Annotated in this window: 18 protein-coding genes; 17 read left to right on the plus strand and 1 reads right to left on the minus strand. The window is 55.0% G+C overall.

Annotated features, from left to right (window positions below; translation table 11 throughout):
* The first annotated feature begins 36 nt into the window (after nucleotides 1–36).
* The 15 genes from BS640_RS14875 to BS640_RS14945 all read left to right on the plus strand — a co-directional run bounded on the left by BS640_RS14875 (nucleotide 37) and on the right by BS640_RS14945 (nucleotide 15,758).
* Nucleotides 37–681: a DUF4286 family protein gene (locus BS640_RS14875; RefSeq protein ID WP_017491336.1), complete on the plus strand. Its 645-nt coding sequence runs from the start codon at nucleotides 37–39 to the stop codon at nucleotides 679–681.
* The gene (locus BS640_RS14880) at nucleotides 678–2,006 is read left to right on the plus strand and encodes an MFS transporter (RefSeq protein WP_017491337.1); all 1,329 of its coding nucleotides are present in this window, start codon (nucleotides 678–680) and stop codon (nucleotides 2,004–2,006) included. Before BS640_RS14875 ends, BS640_RS14880 begins: the two co-directional genes overlap by 4 nt.
* Nucleotides 2,007–2,461: 455 nt before the next feature.
* A complete protein-coding gene (locus tag BS640_RS14885) occupies nucleotides 2,462–3,304 on the plus strand; it encodes a DeoR/GlpR family DNA-binding transcription regulator (protein WP_017491338.1) in 843 nt (280 codons plus the stop codon).
* A 91-nt stretch (nucleotides 3,305–3,395) separates the two neighbouring features.
* Complete coding sequence (locus tag BS640_RS14890) at nucleotides 3,396–4,379, plus strand: substrate-binding domain-containing protein (protein ID WP_017491339.1); 984 nt, start codon at nucleotides 3,396–3,398, stop codon at nucleotides 4,377–4,379.
* Between the two features lie 2 nt (nucleotides 4,380–4,381).
* A complete protein-coding gene (locus BS640_RS14895) occupies nucleotides 4,382–5,917 on the plus strand; it encodes a sugar ABC transporter ATP-binding protein (RefSeq protein WP_084912846.1) in 1,536 nt (511 codons plus the stop codon).
* Nucleotides 5,910–6,899 (plus strand): ABC transporter permease, encoded by a 990-nt coding sequence (locus BS640_RS14900; protein WP_084912847.1) that lies wholly within the window; start codon nucleotides 5,910–5,912, stop codon nucleotides 6,897–6,899. The genes BS640_RS14895 and BS640_RS14900 overlap by 8 nt, the downstream gene beginning before the upstream one ends.
* A 34-nt stretch (nucleotides 6,900–6,933) precedes the next feature.
* The gene (locus tag BS640_RS14905; protein ID WP_017491342.1) at nucleotides 6,934–8,016 is read left to right on the plus strand and encodes an ABC transporter permease; all 1,083 of its coding nucleotides are present in this window, start codon (nucleotides 6,934–6,936) and stop codon (nucleotides 8,014–8,016) included.
* 68 nt (nucleotides 8,017–8,084) lie between these two features.
* Complete coding sequence (alsE, locus tag BS640_RS14910) at nucleotides 8,085–8,765, plus strand: D-allulose 6-phosphate 3-epimerase (protein ID WP_026110459.1); 681 nt, start codon at nucleotides 8,085–8,087, stop codon at nucleotides 8,763–8,765.
* A gap of 15 nt (nucleotides 8,766–8,780) precedes the next feature.
* Entirely contained in the window at nucleotides 8,781–9,728 is a 948-nt protein-coding gene (gene alsK, locus BS640_RS14915; protein WP_084912848.1) for an allose kinase, read from the plus strand.
* Nucleotides 9,725–10,669: a ribokinase gene (gene rbsK, locus BS640_RS14920; RefSeq protein WP_017491345.1), complete on the plus strand. Its 945-nt coding sequence runs from the start codon at nucleotides 9,725–9,727 to the stop codon at nucleotides 10,667–10,669. Before alsK ends, rbsK begins: the two co-directional genes overlap by 4 nt.
* Before the next feature lie 93 nt (nucleotides 10,670–10,762).
* Nucleotides 10,763–11,635 (plus strand): carbohydrate ABC transporter permease, encoded by an 873-nt coding sequence (locus BS640_RS14925; protein ID WP_017491346.1) that lies wholly within the window; start codon nucleotides 10,763–10,765, stop codon nucleotides 11,633–11,635.
* Nucleotides 11,625–12,515 carry a carbohydrate ABC transporter permease gene (locus BS640_RS14930; RefSeq protein ID WP_084912849.1) on the plus strand — a complete coding sequence of 297 codons (891 nt, stop codon included), beginning with the start codon at nucleotides 11,625–11,627 and terminating at the stop codon, nucleotides 12,513–12,515. Before BS640_RS14925 ends, BS640_RS14930 begins: the two co-directional genes overlap by 11 nt.
* Before the next feature lie 9 nt (nucleotides 12,516–12,524).
* Complete coding sequence (locus BS640_RS14935) at nucleotides 12,525–13,352, plus strand: phosphodiesterase (protein ID WP_084912850.1); 828 nt, start codon at nucleotides 12,525–12,527, stop codon at nucleotides 13,350–13,352.
* Nucleotides 13,352–14,458 (plus strand): ABC transporter ATP-binding protein, encoded by a 1,107-nt coding sequence (locus BS640_RS14940; RefSeq protein ID WP_017491349.1) that lies wholly within the window; start codon nucleotides 13,352–13,354, stop codon nucleotides 14,456–14,458. The genes BS640_RS14935 and BS640_RS14940 overlap by 1 nt, the downstream gene beginning before the upstream one ends.
* Entirely contained in the window at nucleotides 14,451–15,758 is a 1,308-nt protein-coding gene (locus BS640_RS14945) for an ABC transporter substrate-binding protein (RefSeq protein WP_084912851.1), read from the plus strand. Before BS640_RS14940 ends, BS640_RS14945 begins: the two co-directional genes overlap by 8 nt.
* A gap of 83 nt (nucleotides 15,759–15,841) precedes the next feature.
* Here BS640_RS14945 and BS640_RS14950 read toward each other — a convergent pair whose 3' ends face one another.
* Nucleotides 15,842–16,450 carry an HD domain-containing protein gene (locus BS640_RS14950; protein ID WP_017491351.1) on the minus strand — a complete coding sequence of 203 codons (609 nt, stop codon included), beginning with the start codon at nucleotides 16,448–16,450 and terminating at the stop codon, nucleotides 15,842–15,844.
* Between the two features lie 314 nt (nucleotides 16,451–16,764).
* Here BS640_RS14950 and trhA point away from each other — a divergent pair, with 314 nt between their 5' ends.
* Together trhA and BS640_RS14960 are read left to right on the plus strand one after the other, a co-directional pair.
* Nucleotides 16,765–17,412: a PAQR family membrane homeostasis protein TrhA gene (gene trhA, locus BS640_RS14955; RefSeq protein WP_084912852.1), complete on the plus strand. Its 648-nt coding sequence runs from the start codon at nucleotides 16,765–16,767 to the stop codon at nucleotides 17,410–17,412.
* 215 nt (nucleotides 17,413–17,627) lie between these two features.
* Entirely contained in the window at nucleotides 17,628–20,057 is a 2,430-nt protein-coding gene (locus BS640_RS14960) for a M60 family metallopeptidase (RefSeq protein ID WP_084912853.1), read from the plus strand.
* Nucleotides 20,058–20,098: the final 41 nt, after the last annotated feature.

The raw sequence follows: 20,098 nt of genomic DNA on the forward strand, positions 1-20,098 counted from the left end.
ACTTATTCACCACTCTGGACAATGACAGGAACCATTATGAACTCTTCCCATCAGGGCATGCTTTTTGTAGCAACCGACGTCGCCGCTCAGGACGAAGCGGATTTCAACCAATGGTACGATCGTGAACACGTCGAAGAACGTGTGCGGATCGAAGGCTTCCTGTCCGGCACGCGCTATCAGTCGCTGAAGGGCGGACGCAAATATCTGGGCCTGTATAAAACCCGATCGCTCGAAAGCTTTACCTCCGCGGCGTATCACGCGGCCTTTACCCGCCAGACCGCATGGTCAGTCGCCAATCTGCAAAAGATGCAGTCGCCCATGCGCCGCGTCTGCGCAATTAGCGCGGTGGTGGGCATAGGCAACGGTAGCCATCTCGCCATCATTACGCTGCCGGCGGATACGGAAGAAAGTCGTATTGCCGAGTTGGGGACCACGCTGTTTGCCCACGACGGATTTATTCGCTCTAGCTTGTTAACGCCGGATACGGCACTCAGCACGCCGTTGCCGAAAGAGTCGACCGATAACCGCCAGCTGCTGCCGATGATGTTGCTTGAAAGCAGCAGCCTTGAAGCCTCCGAACGTCTTGCCGCGCACGCCTGCCACGCGCTGGACTACCCGCTTGACGAGGTGCTGCACTACGGCCTCGGCTGGCAACTTACCGCACAGGAGTTGAAATTATGAGTCTTTCTTCGACCGATAATCCAAAGATTTTATCTCCGAAAACCGCCAGCGCTGAGCATACTCCGCCTAACACCGGACGTTTGGCGGCGGCCAGTTCGATTGGTACCGCGCTGGAATGGTACGACTTTACCGTCTACAACATCATGGCCGCGCTGATTTTTAACCACGTGTTCTTTCCGTCATTCGATCCGCTGGTTGGCACGATTCTGGCCTTCTCGACCTACGCGGTCGGCTATGTGTCACGCCCAATCGGCGGCATGGTGTTTGGTCATCTGGGAGACGTACTCGGGCGCAAATTTGTACTGGTGACCACGCTTGTTATCATGGGGGTGACCACGGCGCTGATGGGCATGCTGCCAGGCTATGCAAGCTGGGGTATCTGGAGTCCGCTGCTGTTGGTCAGCCTGCGCTTTATTCAGGGCATTGCGCTCGGCGGGGAATGGGCCGGTGCGGTACTGCTGTCGATGGAGCACGGAAAACCCGAGCAGCGTGGGCGTAATGCTTCGTTTGCGCAGGTGGGGCCGTCATGCGGCACGCTTATTGGCACCGGGCTTATCACGCTGGTCACGGTGTTTCTTTCTGCCGATGACTTCCAACTGTGGGGCTGGCGTATTCCGTTCGTGCTGAGTCTGGTATTGGTGATGTTCGGCCTGTGGCTGCGCCGTGGCGTCGGTGAGACGCCGGCGTTCCTTAAACTGGAGCAGACTAAAAACACCACCCACACGCCGATTAAAGAAGTATTCAGCCAGCATCTGCGGCCTCTACTGGTCGCCGGAGGAGCACGCATTGGCTCCGACGTGCTCTATGCGCTGGTGGTGGTCTTCACGCTAACCTACGTGACCACGGTTCTGCATCTACCGCGACCGTTGGCGCTGACGGCCACTATGCTCGGCGCGCTCGGTAACGCCATCACCGTACCAATGTTTGGTGCGCTGTCGGATAAATGGGGCCGCCGTCCGGTATATATCATGGGCGCTGCGTTAGCGATTGCCTGGTCTTTCGTCTTCTTTATGCTGCTCGATAGCGCGCACCCGGTGCTGATTTGTCTGGCGGTGATCGGCGGACTGCAGGTTCACGCCATTATGTACGGTCCGCAGGCGGCGTTTGTGACCGAACAGTTCCCCACGCGCGTGCGCTATGCGGGTTCTTCGCTGGCGTATACGCTTTCGGGGATCGTCGGCGGTGGTTTTGCGCCATTGATCATCACCTCATTGTATAAAGAATACAGCACCACGCTGGCGGTCTCGGGCTATGTCACATTGACGCTGCTTATCACTCTGCTAGCCGTATTTGCGGCCAAAGAGACGGCCAAAAAACCGCTATAAATACCGAGCGCTGTTTCGGGAAAAGAACCGTTAAAGCGATCCTTTGTGGTCGCTTTTTTTATTGCTCCTGCGCCGGGTCTTGCGGGTGCATTCCCCTGTTTTACGGCCGCGATTCCCTGAGCATCTTCACAGATTCCGCTTTGAATTTTCATCCCAACTCATCCAGCGATGACCGAATTCGGTCAATGCCACACAAACGGTCATAAACGGTCAAAAACTTTGGCGAGGAATTGTGACCGTTTGCCGAAATGCCAGTGACGGCTTGCAAGATTGAAAGCGATTTAATGCAGGCCCCACCACAAATCCTGAATTAAAGGTTTCACCTTTTCTCATTTTTTTTTGACAACTATCACACGGAGAACGCGGCAAAAAGACCGCGCTGCCCGCTTTGAGGCAACGCGCATTCAGCATGCGAGCGGTTGCGTATCTTAATAAACATCGGGAAGGGGAAAAAAATGCTGCCTGTAGAACGTCATCGCTTTATTACCGAAGTCCTTAGCCAACGTGGTCGGGTGCTGGTGCAGGAGGTCGCTGCCATGTGCCATATCTCGATGGAGACAGCGCGCCGCGATCTCGCGCTACTCGAGAAACATGGGGTGCTGTTGCGCAGCCACGGTGGAGCGGTGTTTGTGAATCGCCATGAAAATGAAACGCTCTACGTGCCTGCGCAGATAGAACAGGGTGAATCATTTCGCGAGCGCAGCAATCAGTCACCGGACCAGAAAACGCGCATCGCTAAACGAGCGCTGGCACTGATTAATCCCGGTGACTGCCTGCTGCTCGATAGCAGCTCGACCAGTTGGTTTCTGGCGCGCCAGCTGCCGGATATTCAGCTGGTGGTGCTGACCAATTCGCTGCACATCATCCAGACCCTGGCCGCCAAGGCCAACGTAAAAACCATCGGGCTGGGCGGTGAATATTCGGCCAAGTATGAGGATTTTATCGGCGTGCTGGCCGAGAAGATTTTGAAAGAGTTCGTGATTAACAAACTGTTTTTCTCCTGTCACGGTATTAGCCATGAAGGCGGTATTCGTGAGAGCAACGAGCATCACGCGCGTCTCAAGCAGCAGATGGTGCTGTCGTCGGAGCACAAGATTTTGCTGGCCGACTCCAGCAAGTTTGGCCGCCGCTCGTTTGCCCGTATCTGCCATTACCGGGAGATAGATACGTTGATTACCGACTCCCTGGAAGACGATGAGTTCCGTCAGGAACTGGCCTGGAGCAACGTCAACGTGATTGAGGTTTCGCCGGTCAGGAGCAAGCCAAAGACCCACCGGGGAGATCCTTTTCCCATTTAAAAAACATCTTATCGATAAGTCACAACAACAATAACAGCCGTGGTGAGCCACTGACTGCGGTAAAAAACTGACATTTTGTGGAGTAATCAACATGAAGAAAACTGTCCTTGCCTGCCTGTTCGCTACCGCCTGTCTTTCTTTATCGGTGCACGCCGCCGACAAGATTCGCATGGGCGTAGTGGTAAAGGTTGGGGGAAATCCGTGGTTTAACGCGATGGAGGTCGGCATCAAGCAGGAGGCGGCGAAAGAAGGGATCGACGCCTTCCAGGTTGGCCCAACCGGCGCCGATCCTGCCCTGCAGGTGCGTGCTATCGAAGACCTGATTGCTCAGAAGGTCGACATCATCGGCGTAGTCCCGAACGATGCAAAAGTGCTGGAGCCAGTGTTGAAACGCGCTCACGACGCCGGAATCAAAATTATTACCCACGAATCACCGGATCAGAAATACGCCGACTGGGACTTTGAGATGGTCGATGCGCAGCAACACGGCATCAACCACATGATTGCTCTCGCAAAATGCATGAAAGAGACCGGCAGCTATGCAGTCTACGTTGGCAGTCTGACCGTGCCGGTGCACAAGACCTGGGCCGACGCCGCAGTGAAATACCAGCAGGAACACTATCCCAATATGCACCAGGTGGGCGACCGCTTTGGCGTAGCCGAATCGCTGGATGACACCATCCGCACCACCAATGACCTGATGTCCAAGTACCCGGATCTAAAAGGCATTCTGGCTATCGGCTCTCAGGGACCGATTGGCGCAGGCCGTGCGGTATTGAACCGCGGCAAGGCGGGCGATATCTGCGTATTTGGCCCGTTCAGTCCGGGGCAGGGGGCGTCACTGGTGAAAAGCGGCGCCATCAGCGGGGGGTATATCTGGAACCCGATGGTCGCGGGTGAAATCTTCGTGCGCATCGCCGGAATGATGGCGAAGGGCGAGAAAATCACCGACGGCATGGACATCGAAGGCATGGGCAAGGTGAAGGTCGATGAGACGACGCACACCATCGTAGGTAACCGTACCGAAAGTCTCGACAAAGACAACCTGCCGAAACTGGTCAAAATGGGGCTGTAATTATGGCGATCTCCGAGATTATCCAGCATGACACGACGGGCACTGAAAGCGTGCGTCCGTTAATCGACGTCAAAGACCTTTCCGTGACCTTCGGCGGACAGCGTGCGCTGAACAATATTGCTCTGCGGCTGATGCCCGGCGAAGTGCACTGCCTGGCCGGGACTAACGGCTGCGGTAAAAGCACGCTGATTAAGATCATCTCGGGGGTCTACCAGCCTGACAGCGGCTGCAAAATTTCACTCGGCGAGCAGACGTTCAGCAAACTGACGCCGGATCAGGCGCGCAGCTTTGGCATTCAGGTTATCTATCAGGACCTGTCGCTGTTCCCGAATCTGAGCGTCGCCGAGAACATCGCTTTTGAGCATAACCTGCACGGCCTGCTCGGCTGGTATCGCCCTGGGCGTCTGCGCCAGACCGCGCAGCGCATTCTCGACGAACTGAACTTTTCGCTCGATCTCGACAGCAAGGTTGCCGAGCTGCCGATTGCCCAGCGTCAGCAGGTTGCGATTTGCCGCGCGCTGGTCGCCGATGCGCGGCTGGTTATCATGGACGAACCGACGGCGTCGCTGACCCGCACCGAGGTCAATCAGCTGCTGCGTACCGTGCACTATCTCAAGCAGAAGGGGATAAGCGTCGTGTTCGTCAGCCATCGTCTCGATGAGGTGCTGGAGATTTCCGATCGCGTGACGGTCATTCGCGACGGTCAGAAAGTCGGGACCTTCCCGGCAGCCGAGGTCAGCAGCGAAAGACTGACCGAGCTGATGACCGGTCTGAAACTCAATTACGCGCTGAAAGCGGCCAACCAGCACGATGAACGCATCATGCTCGAGCTGGACAACCTCAGCCGCGCCGGTCAATACCACAACGTCAATCTCAAGCTGTATCAGGGCGAAGTGCTTGGCCTATGCGGTCTGCTGGGATCGGGGCGAACCGAGCTGGCGCTCAGCCTGTTTGGCATGACCAAACCCGACAGCGGAAAAATCTATCTCGACAGCAAGCCCGTGCGCTTTCGCGGTCATGAAGACGCCATCAAGTCCGGCATCGGCTACGTCTCCGAGGATCGCCTGACGCTGGGGCTGGTACAGCAGCAGTCGGTGGGAGACAACACCGTACTGGCGATTATGGAAACGCTGCGCAGTCGTTTTCACTTGATCGACGAGTATCGTAAAAACCGCATTGTCCTTGAATGGATCGAAAAGCTGGGCGTTAAGGTGGCCAGCCCGGATCAGGCCATCTCGACGCTGTCCGGCGGCAATCAGCAAAAGATCGTGCTCGCTAAATGGGTGCTGACGCAGCCGAAGATCCTGATCCTTGACTCGCCAACGGTGGGCGTTGACGTCGGTGCCAAGGCCAGCATTTATCAGTTGATCCACCAGCTGGCGGCAGAAGGGATCTCCATCTTACTGATTTCAGACGAAGTTCCTGAAGTGTATTTCAACTGTGACCGAGTACTGCACTTTAGCGAAGGCACTGTACTGGGCGAATACTTCCCGCGCGGAATAACGCAGCAGCAGCTTGCGGAGGCGGTAAATGCTTAATCTCAACCGATTGAAACCCGCCAGTAACGAGGGCTATCTGGCCTGGGTGCTGGTGGCACTGATTGTCATTTTTACGCTGTCGACGCCGCAGTTCATGACGCTGCGCAACCTGCTTGACCTCATCGAAAGCTACGCGGTCAGCGGCATCTTTGCGCTCGGCCTGTTCGTGGTGCTGGTCACCGGCGGTATCGATATCTCCTTCGCCGCCGTCGCGTCGGTGGTGCAGTACATCATTGCCACGCTGGCCATTCGCTACGGCATGACCAATCCGCTCGGCAGCATAGTGCTGGCGATGGCTATCGGGACCACGCTGGGCATGGTTAACGCGGTGCTTATTTACTGTCTGCGCATTGTGTCGATCATCGTCACCATCAGCATGCAGTCGCTGCTGTTTGGCATGCTGATGTGGCTCACCAACGGGACCAGCCTGTACGACCTGCCTGACTGGCTCATTACCCCCTTGAAAGTGCTGCCTTTTAGCGTCGGAGCCGAGCATTACCAGATTGGGTTACCGCTGGTCGTGATGCTGCTGGTCGCCGCGATGACCTGGGTGCTGTTAAACAAAACGCACCTCGGGCGGCAGCTGTTTGCCGTCGGTGGAGACCAGGAATCCGCACGCCGTATCGGCATTCGCGTGGGGCTGCTGCACCTGTTTGCCTATGGCTATCTCGGCGCAATGGCGGCGATTGGCGGTCTGGTGCAGGTTTATCGCGTCGGCGAGGTGGTGCCTAACGCGTTGGTCGGCGGTGAGCTCGACGTACTGGCCGCGGCGGTGCTGGGCGGTGCCAGCCTCAACGGCGGCAAAGGGAGCGTCGTGGGGACGCTGATGGGCGTATTTCTGATTGGTATCCTGAAAAACGGGCTGAATCTGATAGGCGTGTCCAACTACTTCATGAATGTGGTGATCGGCGGCGTGATCGTGGTGGCTATCACCGTTACGCATTACAAGAAACGCAAAGAAACCGACGTCGGCTTTGCCTGATGCCCGTTTTTGCTGATACCCAAGGAGTGCAGCCATGTTTGCAAAATCCAAGAGTTTAACGATGAAACAGAAAACCGACAGCAAGGTCCTCCCGCTTCCACGTTTCAAAATGGACGCAACCAATATCGGGCTGATTTTGCTGCTGGTTCTGGTGGTGGTGGGCTTCAGCATCGCCATGCCGGGACGTTTTTTCAGTGACGCAACCTTCATGAGCGTTGCCTTCCAGCTGCCCGAACTGGGCCTGCTGACCCTGGCGATGTTTATCCCCATCCTGAGCGGCGGTCTGAATTTGTGCATTATCGCCACCGCCAATTTGACCAGCCTGCTGATGGCCTGGGTGTTTATGACCTATCTGCCGCCGGACGCCAGCCTGCTGATGCAGGCGGTGTGGCTGACTCTGGCGCTGGTTGGGGCAATGATTCTGGCGCTGGCAATCGGCGTGCTGACCGGCGCGCTGGTGGCCTATATTGGCGCGCACCCGATTCTGGTGACGCTGGCGACCATGACCATGGTCAACGGCATTGGTATCTATCTTTCACGCGGCGCTGCGTTGAGCGGCATGCCGGACATCGTGCGCTTTATCGGGGCCGAGACCGTGCTCGGCGTGCCGGTACCGCTGATCGTTTTCCTGGCGACCGCGGTGGTTATTTCGGTATTTCTCGAGCGTACCCGCCTCGGTAAATACATCTACATGAGCGGCAGCAACATCAATGCCACCCACTTTAGCGGCGTGAACACCCATCGCGTACTGATTGCCATCTACGTGCTGTCGAGCATGCTTTGCGTGATTGCCGGACTCATCATGATGGCGCGCTTCAATTCGGCGCGCATGGGCTACGGCGACTCTTATCTGCTGCTCACCGTGCTGGCGATCATTCTCGGGGGAACGGATCCGTTTGGCGGCTTCGGCAAGGTCAGCGGCGTAGTGCTCTCGCTGATTGTTTTACAGGTTATCGCGACCGGTCTGAACCTGCTCAATGTCAGTCCGCACTTCAGCCTGGCGATGTGGGGCGTGGTGCTGATTGCGGTGCTGGCGGTGAAATTCTTCCGCAACCGTTATTTGCAACGTCGGGCCAGCCGCCGCAGCGCCGCCAAAGCGCGCGCCGCTCAACTTTGAATTAAAGAAATCAATTAATGACTGACAACTCTCTGACCATCGGCCTCTGGGGCCATGAGGAAAACGCCATGGAATACAAAATTTCGCCTTCATTAATGTGCATGAGCCTGTTTGATATCAAAGAGCAGCTCTCGGTGCTCAATCGCCGCGCTGACATGCTGCACATCGATATCATGGACGGACACTATGTGAAAAATATCACCCTGTCGCCGTTCTTTATCGAGCAGATTCGTCCGCACACGCCGCTGGTGCTGGACGTGCATATGATGGTGGAGAATCCGACCGACTTTATCGAGGCGATCGCCAACGCGGGTGCCGATTTTATCTGTCCACACGCTGAAACCATCAACCGCGATGCGTTTCGCGTGATCAACCAGATCCGATCGTTCGGCAAAAAGGTCGGTGTAGTGTTAAATCCGGCGACGCCGGTGGAATTTATTCAGCACTATATTCACCTGCTGGACAAAATCACCATCATGACGGTCGATCCGGGCTATGCCGGACAGCCGTTCATCCCTGAAATGCTCAATAAAGTCAGCCAGCTGCGTGCCCTGAAGCAGCAGCATGGCTACAAATATCTGATCGAAATCGACGGATCCTGCAACGAACGCACCTATCAGGATCTGATGGCCGCTGGCGCAGAAGTCTTGATCGTGGGCACCTCTGGCCTGTTCAATCTGGATAAAGATCTGGATAAAGCCTGGGACAAAATGCTCGATCAGATGCGTCTGGCACGTCAGGCAGCCTAAGGGCAGGAGAGCCGTATGCGGTATTTTCTCGGCGTAGATATTGGCGGAACCAGCACGCGTTTGATGCTGATGGACAGCAGTCAGACGTTTCATGGTTACAGAAAAGTGGCGACGCAGTCTTGGGCGGGGTTGAGCGACCCGCTGAGCGGCCTTCAGCAGGTGATTAGCGACTATTTACAGCAGGCGGGCAAGGCAGAACAGGTTGCCAGAGTGATGCTGGGGCTGCCCGGGATCCTCTCGCGCGATCGCCAGACCGTGCTGTCACTGCCGTTTATTCCGGCGCTCGACGACCAGCCCGTTGCACGGCTGCTGTCAGAGCGACTGGGGTTGCCGGTGGTCATGGACAAAGACGTTAACCATCTGATGTGGTGGGACTTAACCCGTCTGGCGCAGCTGCCTGACGTGGCGGTCGGCGTGTATCTCGGCACCGGGCTTGGCAACAGCCTGTGGCTTAATAAGGACTTTTATCACGGTGCACACGGCGCGGCCGGTGAACTCGGTCACATTCCGTTGGCAGGAAATCCGGCACTTTGTCCCTGTGGCAAAATCGGCTGCGTCGAGACGCTGACCTCGGGCAACTGGCTGGCGGGGTGGAAGCGTCAGCATGCCGCCGAGACGGCGTTTGAGCGGCTGTTTACCGACTTCGGCGAGCATCCTGATTTAGTCGAATTTGTTGACCGTCTGGGGCGGACGATCGCGACTGAAATGAACATCCTCGACCCGCAGTATCTGGTGCTCGGCGGCGGCGTGCTGTCGATGGCGGGATTCCCGCTGTCGAGGCTCGAACGGCAAATTCGCAGTCATCTGCGCGGACCGCAACCGGCCAATGGTCTGACGATAGTGTTGAGCGGTGTAACGGATGAAACGGGCTGTCGCGGCGCCTGTCTGGCCGCCGAGCGCGACTTTAATCTTTATGAACCTCAGGGTTCCGGCATCGCAATGCCACTAAGGAGAAAGGCATGAAGAAAGGCAAAGTCTGCGTTTTAGGCTCTTTTAACCTGGATATCGTGGCGGGAATGTCACGTTTTCCGCAGCCGGGCGAGTCGTTGATTGCCCATAACAGCATGATGGGGGCGGGAGGCAAAGGGGCCAACCAGGCGGTCGCCGCCCTGCGCGCCGGGGCGCGCGTACACTACATCGGTAAGGTCGGACGCGATGATTTCGGCACCTTTGCACGTCGCCACCTCGACAGCGCCGGGTTTGACGCCGTCACGCTTTTTTCAACCGCCGATTACCCGACCGGCAACGCGCTCATTTATGTGGCGGGCGTCGATGCCGAAAACATGATTGCCGTCGATCCGGGCGCGAACCTGACTTTTACTCAGGACGAGATAGAACAGTGCCGACCTGCTATCGCCGCCGCCGACATCCTACTCACGCAGCTTGAAAACAATCTTCCGGCCATTGAGAGGGTCATTGATATTGCCGCCGAGGCCGGGACGTACATTATTTTAAACCCTGCGCCTTTCCAGCCGGTTTCCGACCTACTGTTGTCGAAAGTGGATCTGCTGACCCCCAACGCTACCGAGTGCACGTTGCTGACCGGAATTGAAGTCAACGATATTGCCTCGGCGCAGCGGGCAGCGAAGGTGTTGCATGGCAAAGGCATCAAGGCGCTGATTATTACGCTCGGTACGCAGGGCGCGCTGCTGTCGGTGGCGGGGCAAACGCAGCTGATTGCCGCCATTCCTGCCGTGCCGAAAGACACCACCGGTGCAGGCGACGCTTTTAACGGCGCGCTGGCCTCACAGCTCGCGGGCGGTATACCGCTGGACGATGCGGCCCGTTTTGCTTCAGCCTATGCGTCGGTGTGCGTCGAAAGAGCGGGGGCGGCCGCCTCGATGCCAAGCTACGAAGAGGCGCTGGAGCGTCAGGCGTCCGCTCAGCCGCAGATTGTTCAATAACATTTGCATATTAAATAATCACATTACTGACATTTTACTGAAATACAGAAAGACTAGGGTAAGCATCCAATCAAGACCCGCTGGAAATGAGCGATGCGACACAAGATATTCCCTTACCTGATTTTATTGCCGACTCTGGTCTTTCTGTTTGCTTTTACCTACTTCCCACTGCTGCGTTCGGCAATGGACAGCCTGTTCGACAGCCGCATGGCAAGCAGCAATCCTCCCTTTGTCGGCCTGCAAAACTATCAGCGCCTGTTTGAAGACGCGGTGTTTTGGCGCGCGCTGCTTAATAACCTTGCCTACATTCTGATGACCGTCATTCCCGGTATCGTGCTGGCGCTGCTGTTGGCGGTGGCACTATGGGAAAACACCTCGCTTAATCGCTGGCTGCGTACCGCCTTCTTCTTCCCAATGATTATCCCGCTGGTGAGCGCCGCAACCCTGTGGCTGTTTATCTTCATGCCGGGAATGGGGCTGCTCGACTACTACCTGGCCAAGTTTTTCGGTCCGATGAACAACAACTATTTGGGCATGAGCAATACGGCGCTGATTGCCCTGAGCGTGATTGGCGTCTGGAAGTTCGCCGGGTATTACATGCTGTTTTTCCTGGCCGGTTTGCAGTCTATTCCTGCTTCGGCGCGCGAGGCGGCGCTGATGGAAGGCGCGTCGCGTACCCAGGTGTTTTTCTACATTACCTTGCCGCTGCTGAGACCGACCATCAGCTTTGTGGTCACTATCGCGCTGATTTATTCCATCACCCAAATCGACCACGTCGCAGTTATGACTCAGGGTGGGCCGAACAACGCAACCACCGTGCTGCTTTATTACATTCAGAGTCTCGCCAACGACACGCACGATTTAGGTAAAGCCTCGGCGGCGACCTTTATCACGCTGCTGTTGCTGTTTGCCTTCTCGGTTCTCAATCTGCGCGTTCTGGAAAGAGGAGCTCACCATGAGCGTTGAAACATCACCACCACTGAGCGTGAAAAGTCGCGCCGTGCCACGTCAGGGAACGCGGCTTCTGCGCCGCAGTTCGCGCATGACGCTGCCGATTTTACTGTGTTGTGCCGCGCTGCTGTGGTTAACGCCGTTTATCTGGATGCTCTCGTCGTCGTTTAGCGAAAGCAGCTTCTCGCCTGACATGGCTTCAATGCTGCCGCGCTTTCCGCTGACGTTCGACAACTTCCGTCAGGCTTGGGAAAGCGCCGACTGGCTGCGGCTCTATGCCAACACGCTGTTCTTCGCCTTTGGCACTTTTCTGGTCCAGTTGGTCACCATCACCACGGCGGGCTACGTCTTTGCCTATCACGAGTTTCGCGGCAAGCAGACGCTGTTCTATCTGCTGCTCATTCAGCTGATGATTATGCCGGTGATCATGATGGTGCCTAACATGATGATCCTTAAACAGATTGGTCTGCTCAATACCTTGACGGGCACCATGATGCCGTACTTTGCCTCGGCGTTCGGTGTGTTCCTGATGCGTCAGGCGTTTCTCGCCATCCCGCGTGAAATTGAAGAGGCCGCGCTGATGGAGGGTTGCCGCTGGTGGCAGGTGGTGTTCCGCGTGCTTATCCCGATGTCTTGGCCCGCCATTCTGGCCTTCGCTACCGTCAGCGTGACCTATCACTGGAACGAATATCTGTGGCCGCTGATGGTGCTCAATGACCCTGATAAACAGGTGCTGACCGTGGGGCTGGTGTCATTCGCGATGGGCGCCGAGTCGGGCGGGCAATGGGGACTCATTACCGCAGGCACGCTGATGGTCTGCTTCCCGCTGATGTTGGCTTTTATCATTTTTCAGAAACAGTTCCTTAAAAGCTTCGGTTTTTCAGGCATTAAATAGGGAGTTCTCATGTTTTTAGCACAAATTTCCGACATGCATTTTCGCAGCCACGGCCGCAAGCTGTATGACTTTATCGACGTTAACGCCTGCAACGCCGAGGTGGTGAGCCAGCTTAATGCGCTGGAAGAACGTCCCGACGCGGTAATCATCACCGGAGACATCGTTAACTGCGGTTTAGCCTCCGAATATCAGGTTGCACGACGTACGTTGAGCAATTTGCACTATCCGCTGTACATTATTCCCGGCAATCACGACGACAAAGCGCAGTTCCTGGAATCCATGGGCCCGCTGTGTCCGCTGCTGGGGACTGACCCGCAGAATATGCACTATGCGGTCGATGATTTTGACATGCGCCTGCTGTTTATCGACACCAGCGTACCCGGCGAGTCGAAGGGCTGGTTGACGCTGGAAACCTTGTCTTGGCTTGAGGCCCAGCTGGAGCAGGGCGGCGACAAACCGACGGCGGTATTTATGCACCATCCACCGATGAAGCTCGGCTCGGCGCAGATGGACCGTATTGCCTGCGAGAACGGTGACCAACTGCTGGCACTGATCGAACGCTTTCCTTCGCTGTGCCGCGTATTCTGTGGCCATACCCATCGTTTGATCTTTACCCAGTATCGTCAGGCGATTATCACCACCATTCCCGGTACCGTCCATCAGGTTCCCTACTATCACGAGAACCCTGCCCCCTATTACAACCTCGAGCCAGCGGCCTGCCTGATGCACCGCCTGGTCGATAACACCGGTTTGGTCAGCTATCTGCATCCGCTTTCACAGTATCCGGGACCCTATCTTTACGATGCCAATATCAGCTGCCCGGTGGATGAAAAATAATGTCGAGTCTCCGTCTGGAAAATATCAGCAAGCAGTTTGAAGGCAGCATGGCGGTCAATAATCTGTCGCTCGAAATAGCCGACGGCGAGTTTCTGGTGCTGGTTGGGCCTTCAGGCTGTGGGAAGAGTACGCTGCTGCGCCTGTTGGCCGGCCTGGAGCAGGTTACCGAGGGGCGGATTTTACAGGCGGGAACTGACATCACGGCGCTGGAACCGCGTGAGCGTAACTTCTCGATGATCTTCCAGAATTACGCCCTCTTCCCGCACATGACGGTGGAACAGAACATTACCTTCGGCATGCGCATGCGCAACGAGCCTAAGTCAAAGCACCGGGCGCGGGTCGACCGCGTGGCGGACCTCTTGCAGCTCGGCGAACTGCTTAACCGCAAGCCGGGCAAGCTTTCGGGCGGTCAGCGGCAGCGCGTGGCGATGGCGCGGGCGATCGTGCGTGACCCTAAGCTGTTTCTGATGGATGAGCCGCTGTCGAATCTCGATGCGCGGCTGAGAACCGAGGTGCGCGACGGCATCATGACGCTGCACCAGCAGCTGAAAACCAGCACGGTCTATGTCACCCACGATCAGATGGAAGCGATGACCATGGCCGATCGCATTGCGGTGCTCAACAAGGGGCATCTGCAGCAGATTGGCGCACCGCAGACACTGTACGCGCATCCTGCAAACCTGTTTGTGGCCGGATTCATCGGCACGCCAGCGATGAACATTTTCAAACTTCCCTGCCGCGACGGCGTGGTGATGGTCGGCAATCAGGCCGTCAATCTGCCCGATACCGCGCATGCACGCCAGCTGACCGAGGTTTATTTGGGCATCAGACCTGAACACATCGACGACAGTTCGGCCTATCGGGACCCGGGCAATCCGGGCGAACGCCTTCATCTCGAGGCGTCATTGACCTACTGCGAACTGCTGGGGGCGGACTATCTCAACCACGCGCAGTCACCATTGGGCGCCCTGCGCTACCTGCGTGAAAACCGTGGTAATGCCCCCCAGGCCAATCAGCAGGTCAGCCTGAGTTTTTCCTTGCACGACATTCATCTTTTTTCAGGTCAAAACCAGCAAAACTTACACCGGGAGAGTCAGAATGCGTAATATCCAGGCGCTCACCTTAGCAGTCACCATGATGACTGCGTGCGCCGTATCAGCAAAACAGAGTATTGATTTCATGTTCCCCGCGCCGGTCGACGGCAAACTGACGATGGAGATGACGCGGGTCATCAAGGAGTTCAACCAGTCGCAGAATGACGTTGAGGTGCGCGGCATCTTCACCGGCAACTACGACACTACCAAGGTGAAAGCCGAGGCGGCCGCGAAATCCGGTGAACCACCGGCCTTGGTCATTATGTCTGCCAACTTCACCGCCGATCTGGCGATTAAAAATGAAATCCTGCCGATGGATGAGCTGTTTAAATACGGCAACCAAAAGGCAACGCCATTCCTGAGTGAAAACTTCTGGCCCGCGATGCGTCAGAATGCACAGGTTAACGGCGTGACCTACGCGATTCCGTTCCATAACTCGACGCCTATCCTTTATTACAATAAAGATATGTTTAAGAAGGCCGGTATCGACCATCCACCGGTCGACTGGGCCGAACTTTTGGCGGATGCCAAAAAGCTGACCGACGAATCGAAAGGGCAGTGGGGCGTAATGCTGCCCTCAACCAACGATGACTACGGTGCCTGGATCCTCTCTGCACTGACTCGCGCCAACGGCGGCAACTACTTCAACGCCGACTATCCGGGCGAAGTCTATTACAACCAGCCGTCCACCATTGGTGCGCTGCGCTTCTGGCAGAATCTGGTTTATCGCGACAAAGTGATGCCAGCCGGTGTGCTGAACTCGAAGCAGATTAGCGCCGCCTTCTTCTCGGGAAAACTGGGCATGGCGATGCTGAGTACTGGCGCACTAGGCTTTATGCGTGAAAACACCAAAGACTTTGAGCTGGGCGTGGCGATGATGCCGAAAGAGGTGCGTAACGCCGTGACCATTGGCGGAGCAAGCCTGGTCAGCTTTAAGGGGATTTCCGACGAACAGAAAAAAGCGGCCTTTACCTTCCTGCAATATCTGGTGAGCCCGAAAGTGAACGGCAGCTGGAGTCGCTTTACCGGCTATTTCTCGCCGCGTATGGCGTCTTATGATACGCCGGAGATGAAGGATTACCTTGCCAAGGATCCGCGCGCGGCGATAGCGCTTGACCAGCTCAAGTTTGCGATGCCGTGGTATGCAACCTATGAAACGGTCGCCGTGCGTCAGGCGATGGAGAATCAGCTGGGTGCTTTGATGAACGACGCCAAGCTGACGCCGGAAGCCGCTGCCGCTGAAGCGCAGAAGCAGGCCGATGCCATCATGAAGCCTTACAACGAGCAGACCGCGTTAAGCGTTCCTAAATAAAAAACTCATTGCACTCCCGGAAGTGGTAGAGTCTGGGAGTGCTATTTAATAAAACTTAATTTAGTTGCGGCATTATTAAGTAATTACTTCAGCCAGCCCTGTTCGTGGGCATGGTTCAGATGCACCAGCAGGTGTTCCCACAGCAGTGGATTGATTTCACTGATAAAGGCGTTGCGAGACAGGACCTGCTCAAGACGGATGTTGTTTTCTACCCAGCTCTGGCCCTGATTATTAAGGTTCATTACCACCGGCAGAATGCGGTCGATGAGCAGCGCAAAACGCGCTTCGGGCGTTTCACCGGCTTCATATTCATTCCACAAATCTCTGAACTGCTGGCTCAGTGGCGCAGGCAGCATACCAAACAGGCGATCGGCCGCCTCAACCTCTTTAGCGTGGACCGCTTCACGCGCGGCAAGGTCATAGACCAGGACGTCACCGGCGTCGATCTCGACGATATCGTGCAGTAATGCCATACGAATAACTTTTTGTATATCAACGTCTTTTCCGGCAAATGGCGCCAGACTCATGGCCGCAACTGCAAAATGCCAGCTGTGCTCCGCCGAGTTTTCCTGACGCTGCGTACCCAGTACTTTGGTACGGCGTTGCACGCTTTTCAATTTATCGATTTCCATAAGAAATTGAAAAACCTCGGTCATCGGGCCGAAATTAAGTGCCGGGGAGGCTACGGACATAATTACACCTTAGTCATTAGAGACGGCTGTTTCAGAAAAATCCTTGAATCTTGCATATTCAATGCATTTAAGCTCCTACGATAAAGCCTAAAAGCAAAAAAATCATGCTTTCACCCACTATTCATAACCCAATCGTCATAAAAATTTTTTAAGCTGAGATAAATAGCCTTACCGCACAATATGTAAAGATTGTTGAGTAGCGTTTACATCGCTTTATACAATATTTAAGCTTACACGTGTACACTGGAATCAATCTTGGATACAGTGCCGTTGCGCTTTAATGGTTTGTTTTCTGGTCTTAAGGGAATCAACGTATGGGTAAAGTTTCACCACAGGTTTATCCTCGGGCTGAAGAACTCGCCAACAGCCTCAGCCACGGTATTGGCGTGGTTTTCGGCATCGTTGGCCTGGTGCTTTTGCTGATGCAGGCGGTTAGCGCTAACGCAGGGACGATGGCAATCACCAGCTACAGTCTGTACGGCGGCAGCATGATACTGCTGTTTTCAGCATCCACGCTCTACCACGCCATTGCACATGAGAAAGCCAAATACTGGCTAAAAAAACTCGACCATTGCGCTATTTATTTATTGATTGCAGGAACCTATACACCGTTCCTGCTGGTGGGGTTGGACTCCCCGCTGGCGAAAGGACTGATGGTCGTCATCTGGTCCATTGCCGCATTCGGCGTGCTGTTTAAACTGGCTTTTGCCCACCGTTTTGAAGTGTTATCGCTGGTGATTTACCTGACGATGGGCTGGTTGTCGCTGATAGTGATTTACCAGCTGGCGATGAAGCTTTCGCACGGCGGCGTGGTTCTGCTGGCGGCCGGGGGCATCATTTATACGCTGGGCGTAATTTTCTATGCTTCCAAGCGAATTCGCTTTGGGCACGCCATCTGGCACGGTTTTGTACTGGGCGGCTGTTTCTGCCACTTCCTGGCTATTTATTACTACTTGCGTTAAACAAAATTCTTTGCCTCGTAACAACGCCCTGGAATACGGGCGTTGTTCATATTTTCTTCGCTATCTGCCCAGATGCCAGGGAAACTCCCCGACGCGCTGGGCCATTTTCTCACTTACCTGACAATAATTCCCGCGTTGCCTGGGAATATTCTCGGCCTCGACTCGTCTATATTAGCCCTCTATTTATTACAAAATGTAAATATAACGAGGATGCTATGCCTAAACGGACTTTGTTTAAATATTCTGCACTGGCTTTATCACTATTTTTTGCTTATTCGGCCACGGCGAACGAAATTCTTCCCGCTCAACTTTCAGAGCAAACAGCTGCGGCCCGCGCTTCCATTGACCCGCCTCGTATATTCATTTTAGAGCAGCCCGGTAAGCCTGAAATCGTAGAGAAACAATACCGTTGGTACGATCAGTCACCTTTGCAATCAACCGGTTTTTGGGTTGAGCGTGGCGAGGCGGTAGTGATTAACCTCGATTATCAGGGGAGTGCAATAACGCCAGCGCCTGAATTTTTTGTCGACACGCCGGATGACAGAACCAGGAAATTCGCGCATGCCTACAGGCAGCCCTTGAGAAAGGGGGAGAATATCCTCGTTTCAAACAGGAGCGGTATTCTGTATATCGCCAGTTTTAACGCGCCGATCGCCGGTGATATCAAGGTGAATATTCGCAGCGGAGGGAAGCCCTTTGCGCGTTTTGTATTGGGTGAACACAGCGCGCAGGACTATCAACAAATGCTGAGAAAATTCGATGATATTCCTTACGTCGAATTAAAAAGTAATCGTGTACTGATCACCCTGCGCCGCACCGCCGCGATGAAAAATATCGGCTCGGAAGGCCCAGAATCGGCTCTTAAAAGCTGGGATAAAATTGTGACGCTGGCTGAAAATCAGTACGGACTCACCAGCGAAAATATCAACAGCCCGCATCAGCGTATTCTTCACCGTTTTCACTGGCTCGATGGATTATCACTGCCTGGCGTTATCAATAATGACAGATGCGGCGGGGTTCTGAATTCGACCACCTGGCGTCTGATGGCCTGCGCTGAGGGGCATCTAGGTTATGTCGTTAATAATAAAAATCTGGCTGGCGGCAATGGCTGGGGGCCATGGCATGAATTGGGCCATCAGTTCCAGATGATCCCGATGGACTGGGGTAGCTCGAGCAAGCCGGATAACATGACGGAGGTGGTGGTTAATCTGACTTCACTTTACGTGGAGCGCGAGCTTGGCATCAATCCGCGTTTGGAAAAAGACAAACACTGGGACGAGCAAGTGTTCCCATATCTCAATAAATCCAGTCGGGATTACCATAATCTCAACAGCCAGTATGCTAAGGTCGCCATGCTCTGGCAACTGGATCTCACCTTTGGCAAAGACTTTTATGCTCGGCTTGGCAAGCTCTACCGCGAAATTCCGAAAAATCAGCAGCCTGATGACAGCGCCCAAAAAGTTCAGCGCTTTATTCTGGAGACCAGTCGTGTGAGTGGGTACAACCTGATCCCGTTTTTTGAAAAATGGGGACTGCCGCTAACGCAAGCAACCCGTCAAAACGTGAATGGACTGGCCCTGAAAAAGCTGGAGGTGCCGATATGGGAAAACCGCGACAGCGACGTACGTTATGACCTTTCGCAGAGCGTAGAAATACCCCTCTCCGACACCTTGCGTAATGCGGGCGCGGAAAGCGGCGATCTGTCCGCCTGGCATCTTGATAAGGGCCAGTTCCGAGTGATTACGACTCAGGACGGGATTAAAGCCGCAGAAGGAAAATATTTCTTCACCGCTCGTCTCAGCGACAGCGCTGCCGGCAACGACCGTCAGGATCTGATGAGTCAAAGCATCGCGCTGGACAAAGATAAGGTGAGCCAGGGAAAATCTTCAGTAATCCTGACCTTTAAGAGCAACGGATGGGGTGACGGCGATTATGGCAAGGTGACGCTAATTGCACGCGACGCGCAGGGCAATACGCTTGAGGCCAAAGATCTCGATACCAAACACCCGCGTAATCGCTGGCTTGATAATAAATTAGTGATGGTGTTACCGGCGGACAGTACCTCTCTGACCTTACAAGTTCAAGCGACCAAGGTTAGCGGGCAGATATCTGATGTCCATTTCGATAACTTTGTGCTGAAGATTGAACAGACCGACAGCGATAAGCCAGACAATGCGGCACCGATTGCGAAAGCTTCGGCAAACCCGGCAATACTGACAGGGGCAGGGAAGATTACCCTCTCAGCCTCTGGAAGCTATGATCCTGACGGTGATGCACTGCGCTATAAATGGAAACAGGTGGCTGGCCCAACGGTATCGCTCAATGGGGGCAATACGATACAGGCGACGGCTCAGCTTGCTGCCGTGAAGCAGAAAACGCTCTATGGCTTTGAGGTCACGGTCACCGACACGGTAGGCGCATATGACACGCGCACGGTGAGCATGACTCAACAGCCCGCGGCCGTAAGTTCAACCCCGGCATGGGAGCGTTCGACCACTTATAAACTTCCCTGTGTGAAAGTCTCTTATCAGGGCAAAGAATGGCTGAATGGATGGTGGACGCAGGGCGACTTACCTGGAGCGGGAGGGACCTGGGCCGTTTGGCGTGAGGTCGGTTCATCGAGCATGCACGGCATATGCAAATAACCCGCCTTAGATTACAGGCGTAAAGTAATCATCGACAGCGG

The sequence above is a fragment of the Rouxiella badensis genome, from assembly GCF_002093665.1.
Classification (GTDB): Bacteria; Pseudomonadota; Gammaproteobacteria; order Enterobacterales; family Enterobacteriaceae; genus Rouxiella; species Rouxiella badensis.

Bases quoted from the DNA above. Each gene is read 5' to 3' on its own strand.
- alsK (WP_084912848.1), top strand. From the start codon at position 8,781: ATGCGGTATTTTCTCGGCGTAGATATTGGCGGAACCAGCACGCGTTTG.
- BS640_RS14900 (WP_084912847.1), top strand. From the start codon at position 5,910: ATGCTTAATCTCAACCGATTGAAACCCGCCAGTAACGAGGGCTATCTG.
- trhA (WP_084912852.1), top strand. From the start codon at position 16,765: ATGGGTAAAGTTTCACCACAGGTTTATCCTCGGGCTGAAGAACTCGCC.
- BS640_RS14905 (WP_017491342.1), top strand. From the start codon at position 6,934: ATGTTTGCAAAATCCAAGAGTTTAACGATGAAACAGAAAACCGACAGC.
- BS640_RS14950 (WP_017491351.1), bottom strand. From the start codon at position 16,450: ATGTCCGTAGCCTCCCCGGCACTTAATTTCGGCCCGATGACCGAGGTT.
- BS640_RS14875 (WP_017491336.1), top strand. From the start codon at position 37: ATGAACTCTTCCCATCAGGGCATGCTTTTTGTAGCAACCGACGTCGCC.
- BS640_RS14895 (WP_084912846.1), top strand. From the start codon at position 4,382: ATGGCGATCTCCGAGATTATCCAGCATGACACGACGGGCACTGAAAGC.
- BS640_RS14945 (WP_084912851.1), top strand. From the start codon at position 14,451: ATGCGTAATATCCAGGCGCTCACCTTAGCAGTCACCATGATGACTGCG.
- BS640_RS14960 (WP_084912853.1), top strand. From the start codon at position 17,628: ATGCCTAAACGGACTTTGTTTAAATATTCTGCACTGGCTTTATCACTA.
- BS640_RS14940 (WP_017491349.1), top strand. From the start codon at position 13,352: ATGTCGAGTCTCCGTCTGGAAAATATCAGCAAGCAGTTTGAAGGCAGC.
- BS640_RS14935 (WP_084912850.1), top strand. From the start codon at position 12,525: ATGTTTTTAGCACAAATTTCCGACATGCATTTTCGCAGCCACGGCCGC.
- alsE (WP_026110459.1), top strand. From the start codon at position 8,085: ATGGAATACAAAATTTCGCCTTCATTAATGTGCATGAGCCTGTTTGAT.
- BS640_RS14885 (WP_017491338.1), top strand. From the start codon at position 2,462: ATGCTGCCTGTAGAACGTCATCGCTTTATTACCGAAGTCCTTAGCCAA.
- BS640_RS14890 (WP_017491339.1), top strand. From the start codon at position 3,396: ATGAAGAAAACTGTCCTTGCCTGCCTGTTCGCTACCGCCTGTCTTTCT.
- BS640_RS14880 (WP_017491337.1), top strand. From the start codon at position 678: ATGAGTCTTTCTTCGACCGATAATCCAAAGATTTTATCTCCGAAAACC.
- rbsK (WP_017491345.1), top strand. From the start codon at position 9,725: ATGAAGAAAGGCAAAGTCTGCGTTTTAGGCTCTTTTAACCTGGATATC.
- BS640_RS14925 (WP_017491346.1), top strand. From the start codon at position 10,763: ATGCGACACAAGATATTCCCTTACCTGATTTTATTGCCGACTCTGGTC.
- BS640_RS14930 (WP_084912849.1), top strand. From the start codon at position 11,625: ATGAGCGTTGAAACATCACCACCACTGAGCGTGAAAAGTCGCGCCGTG.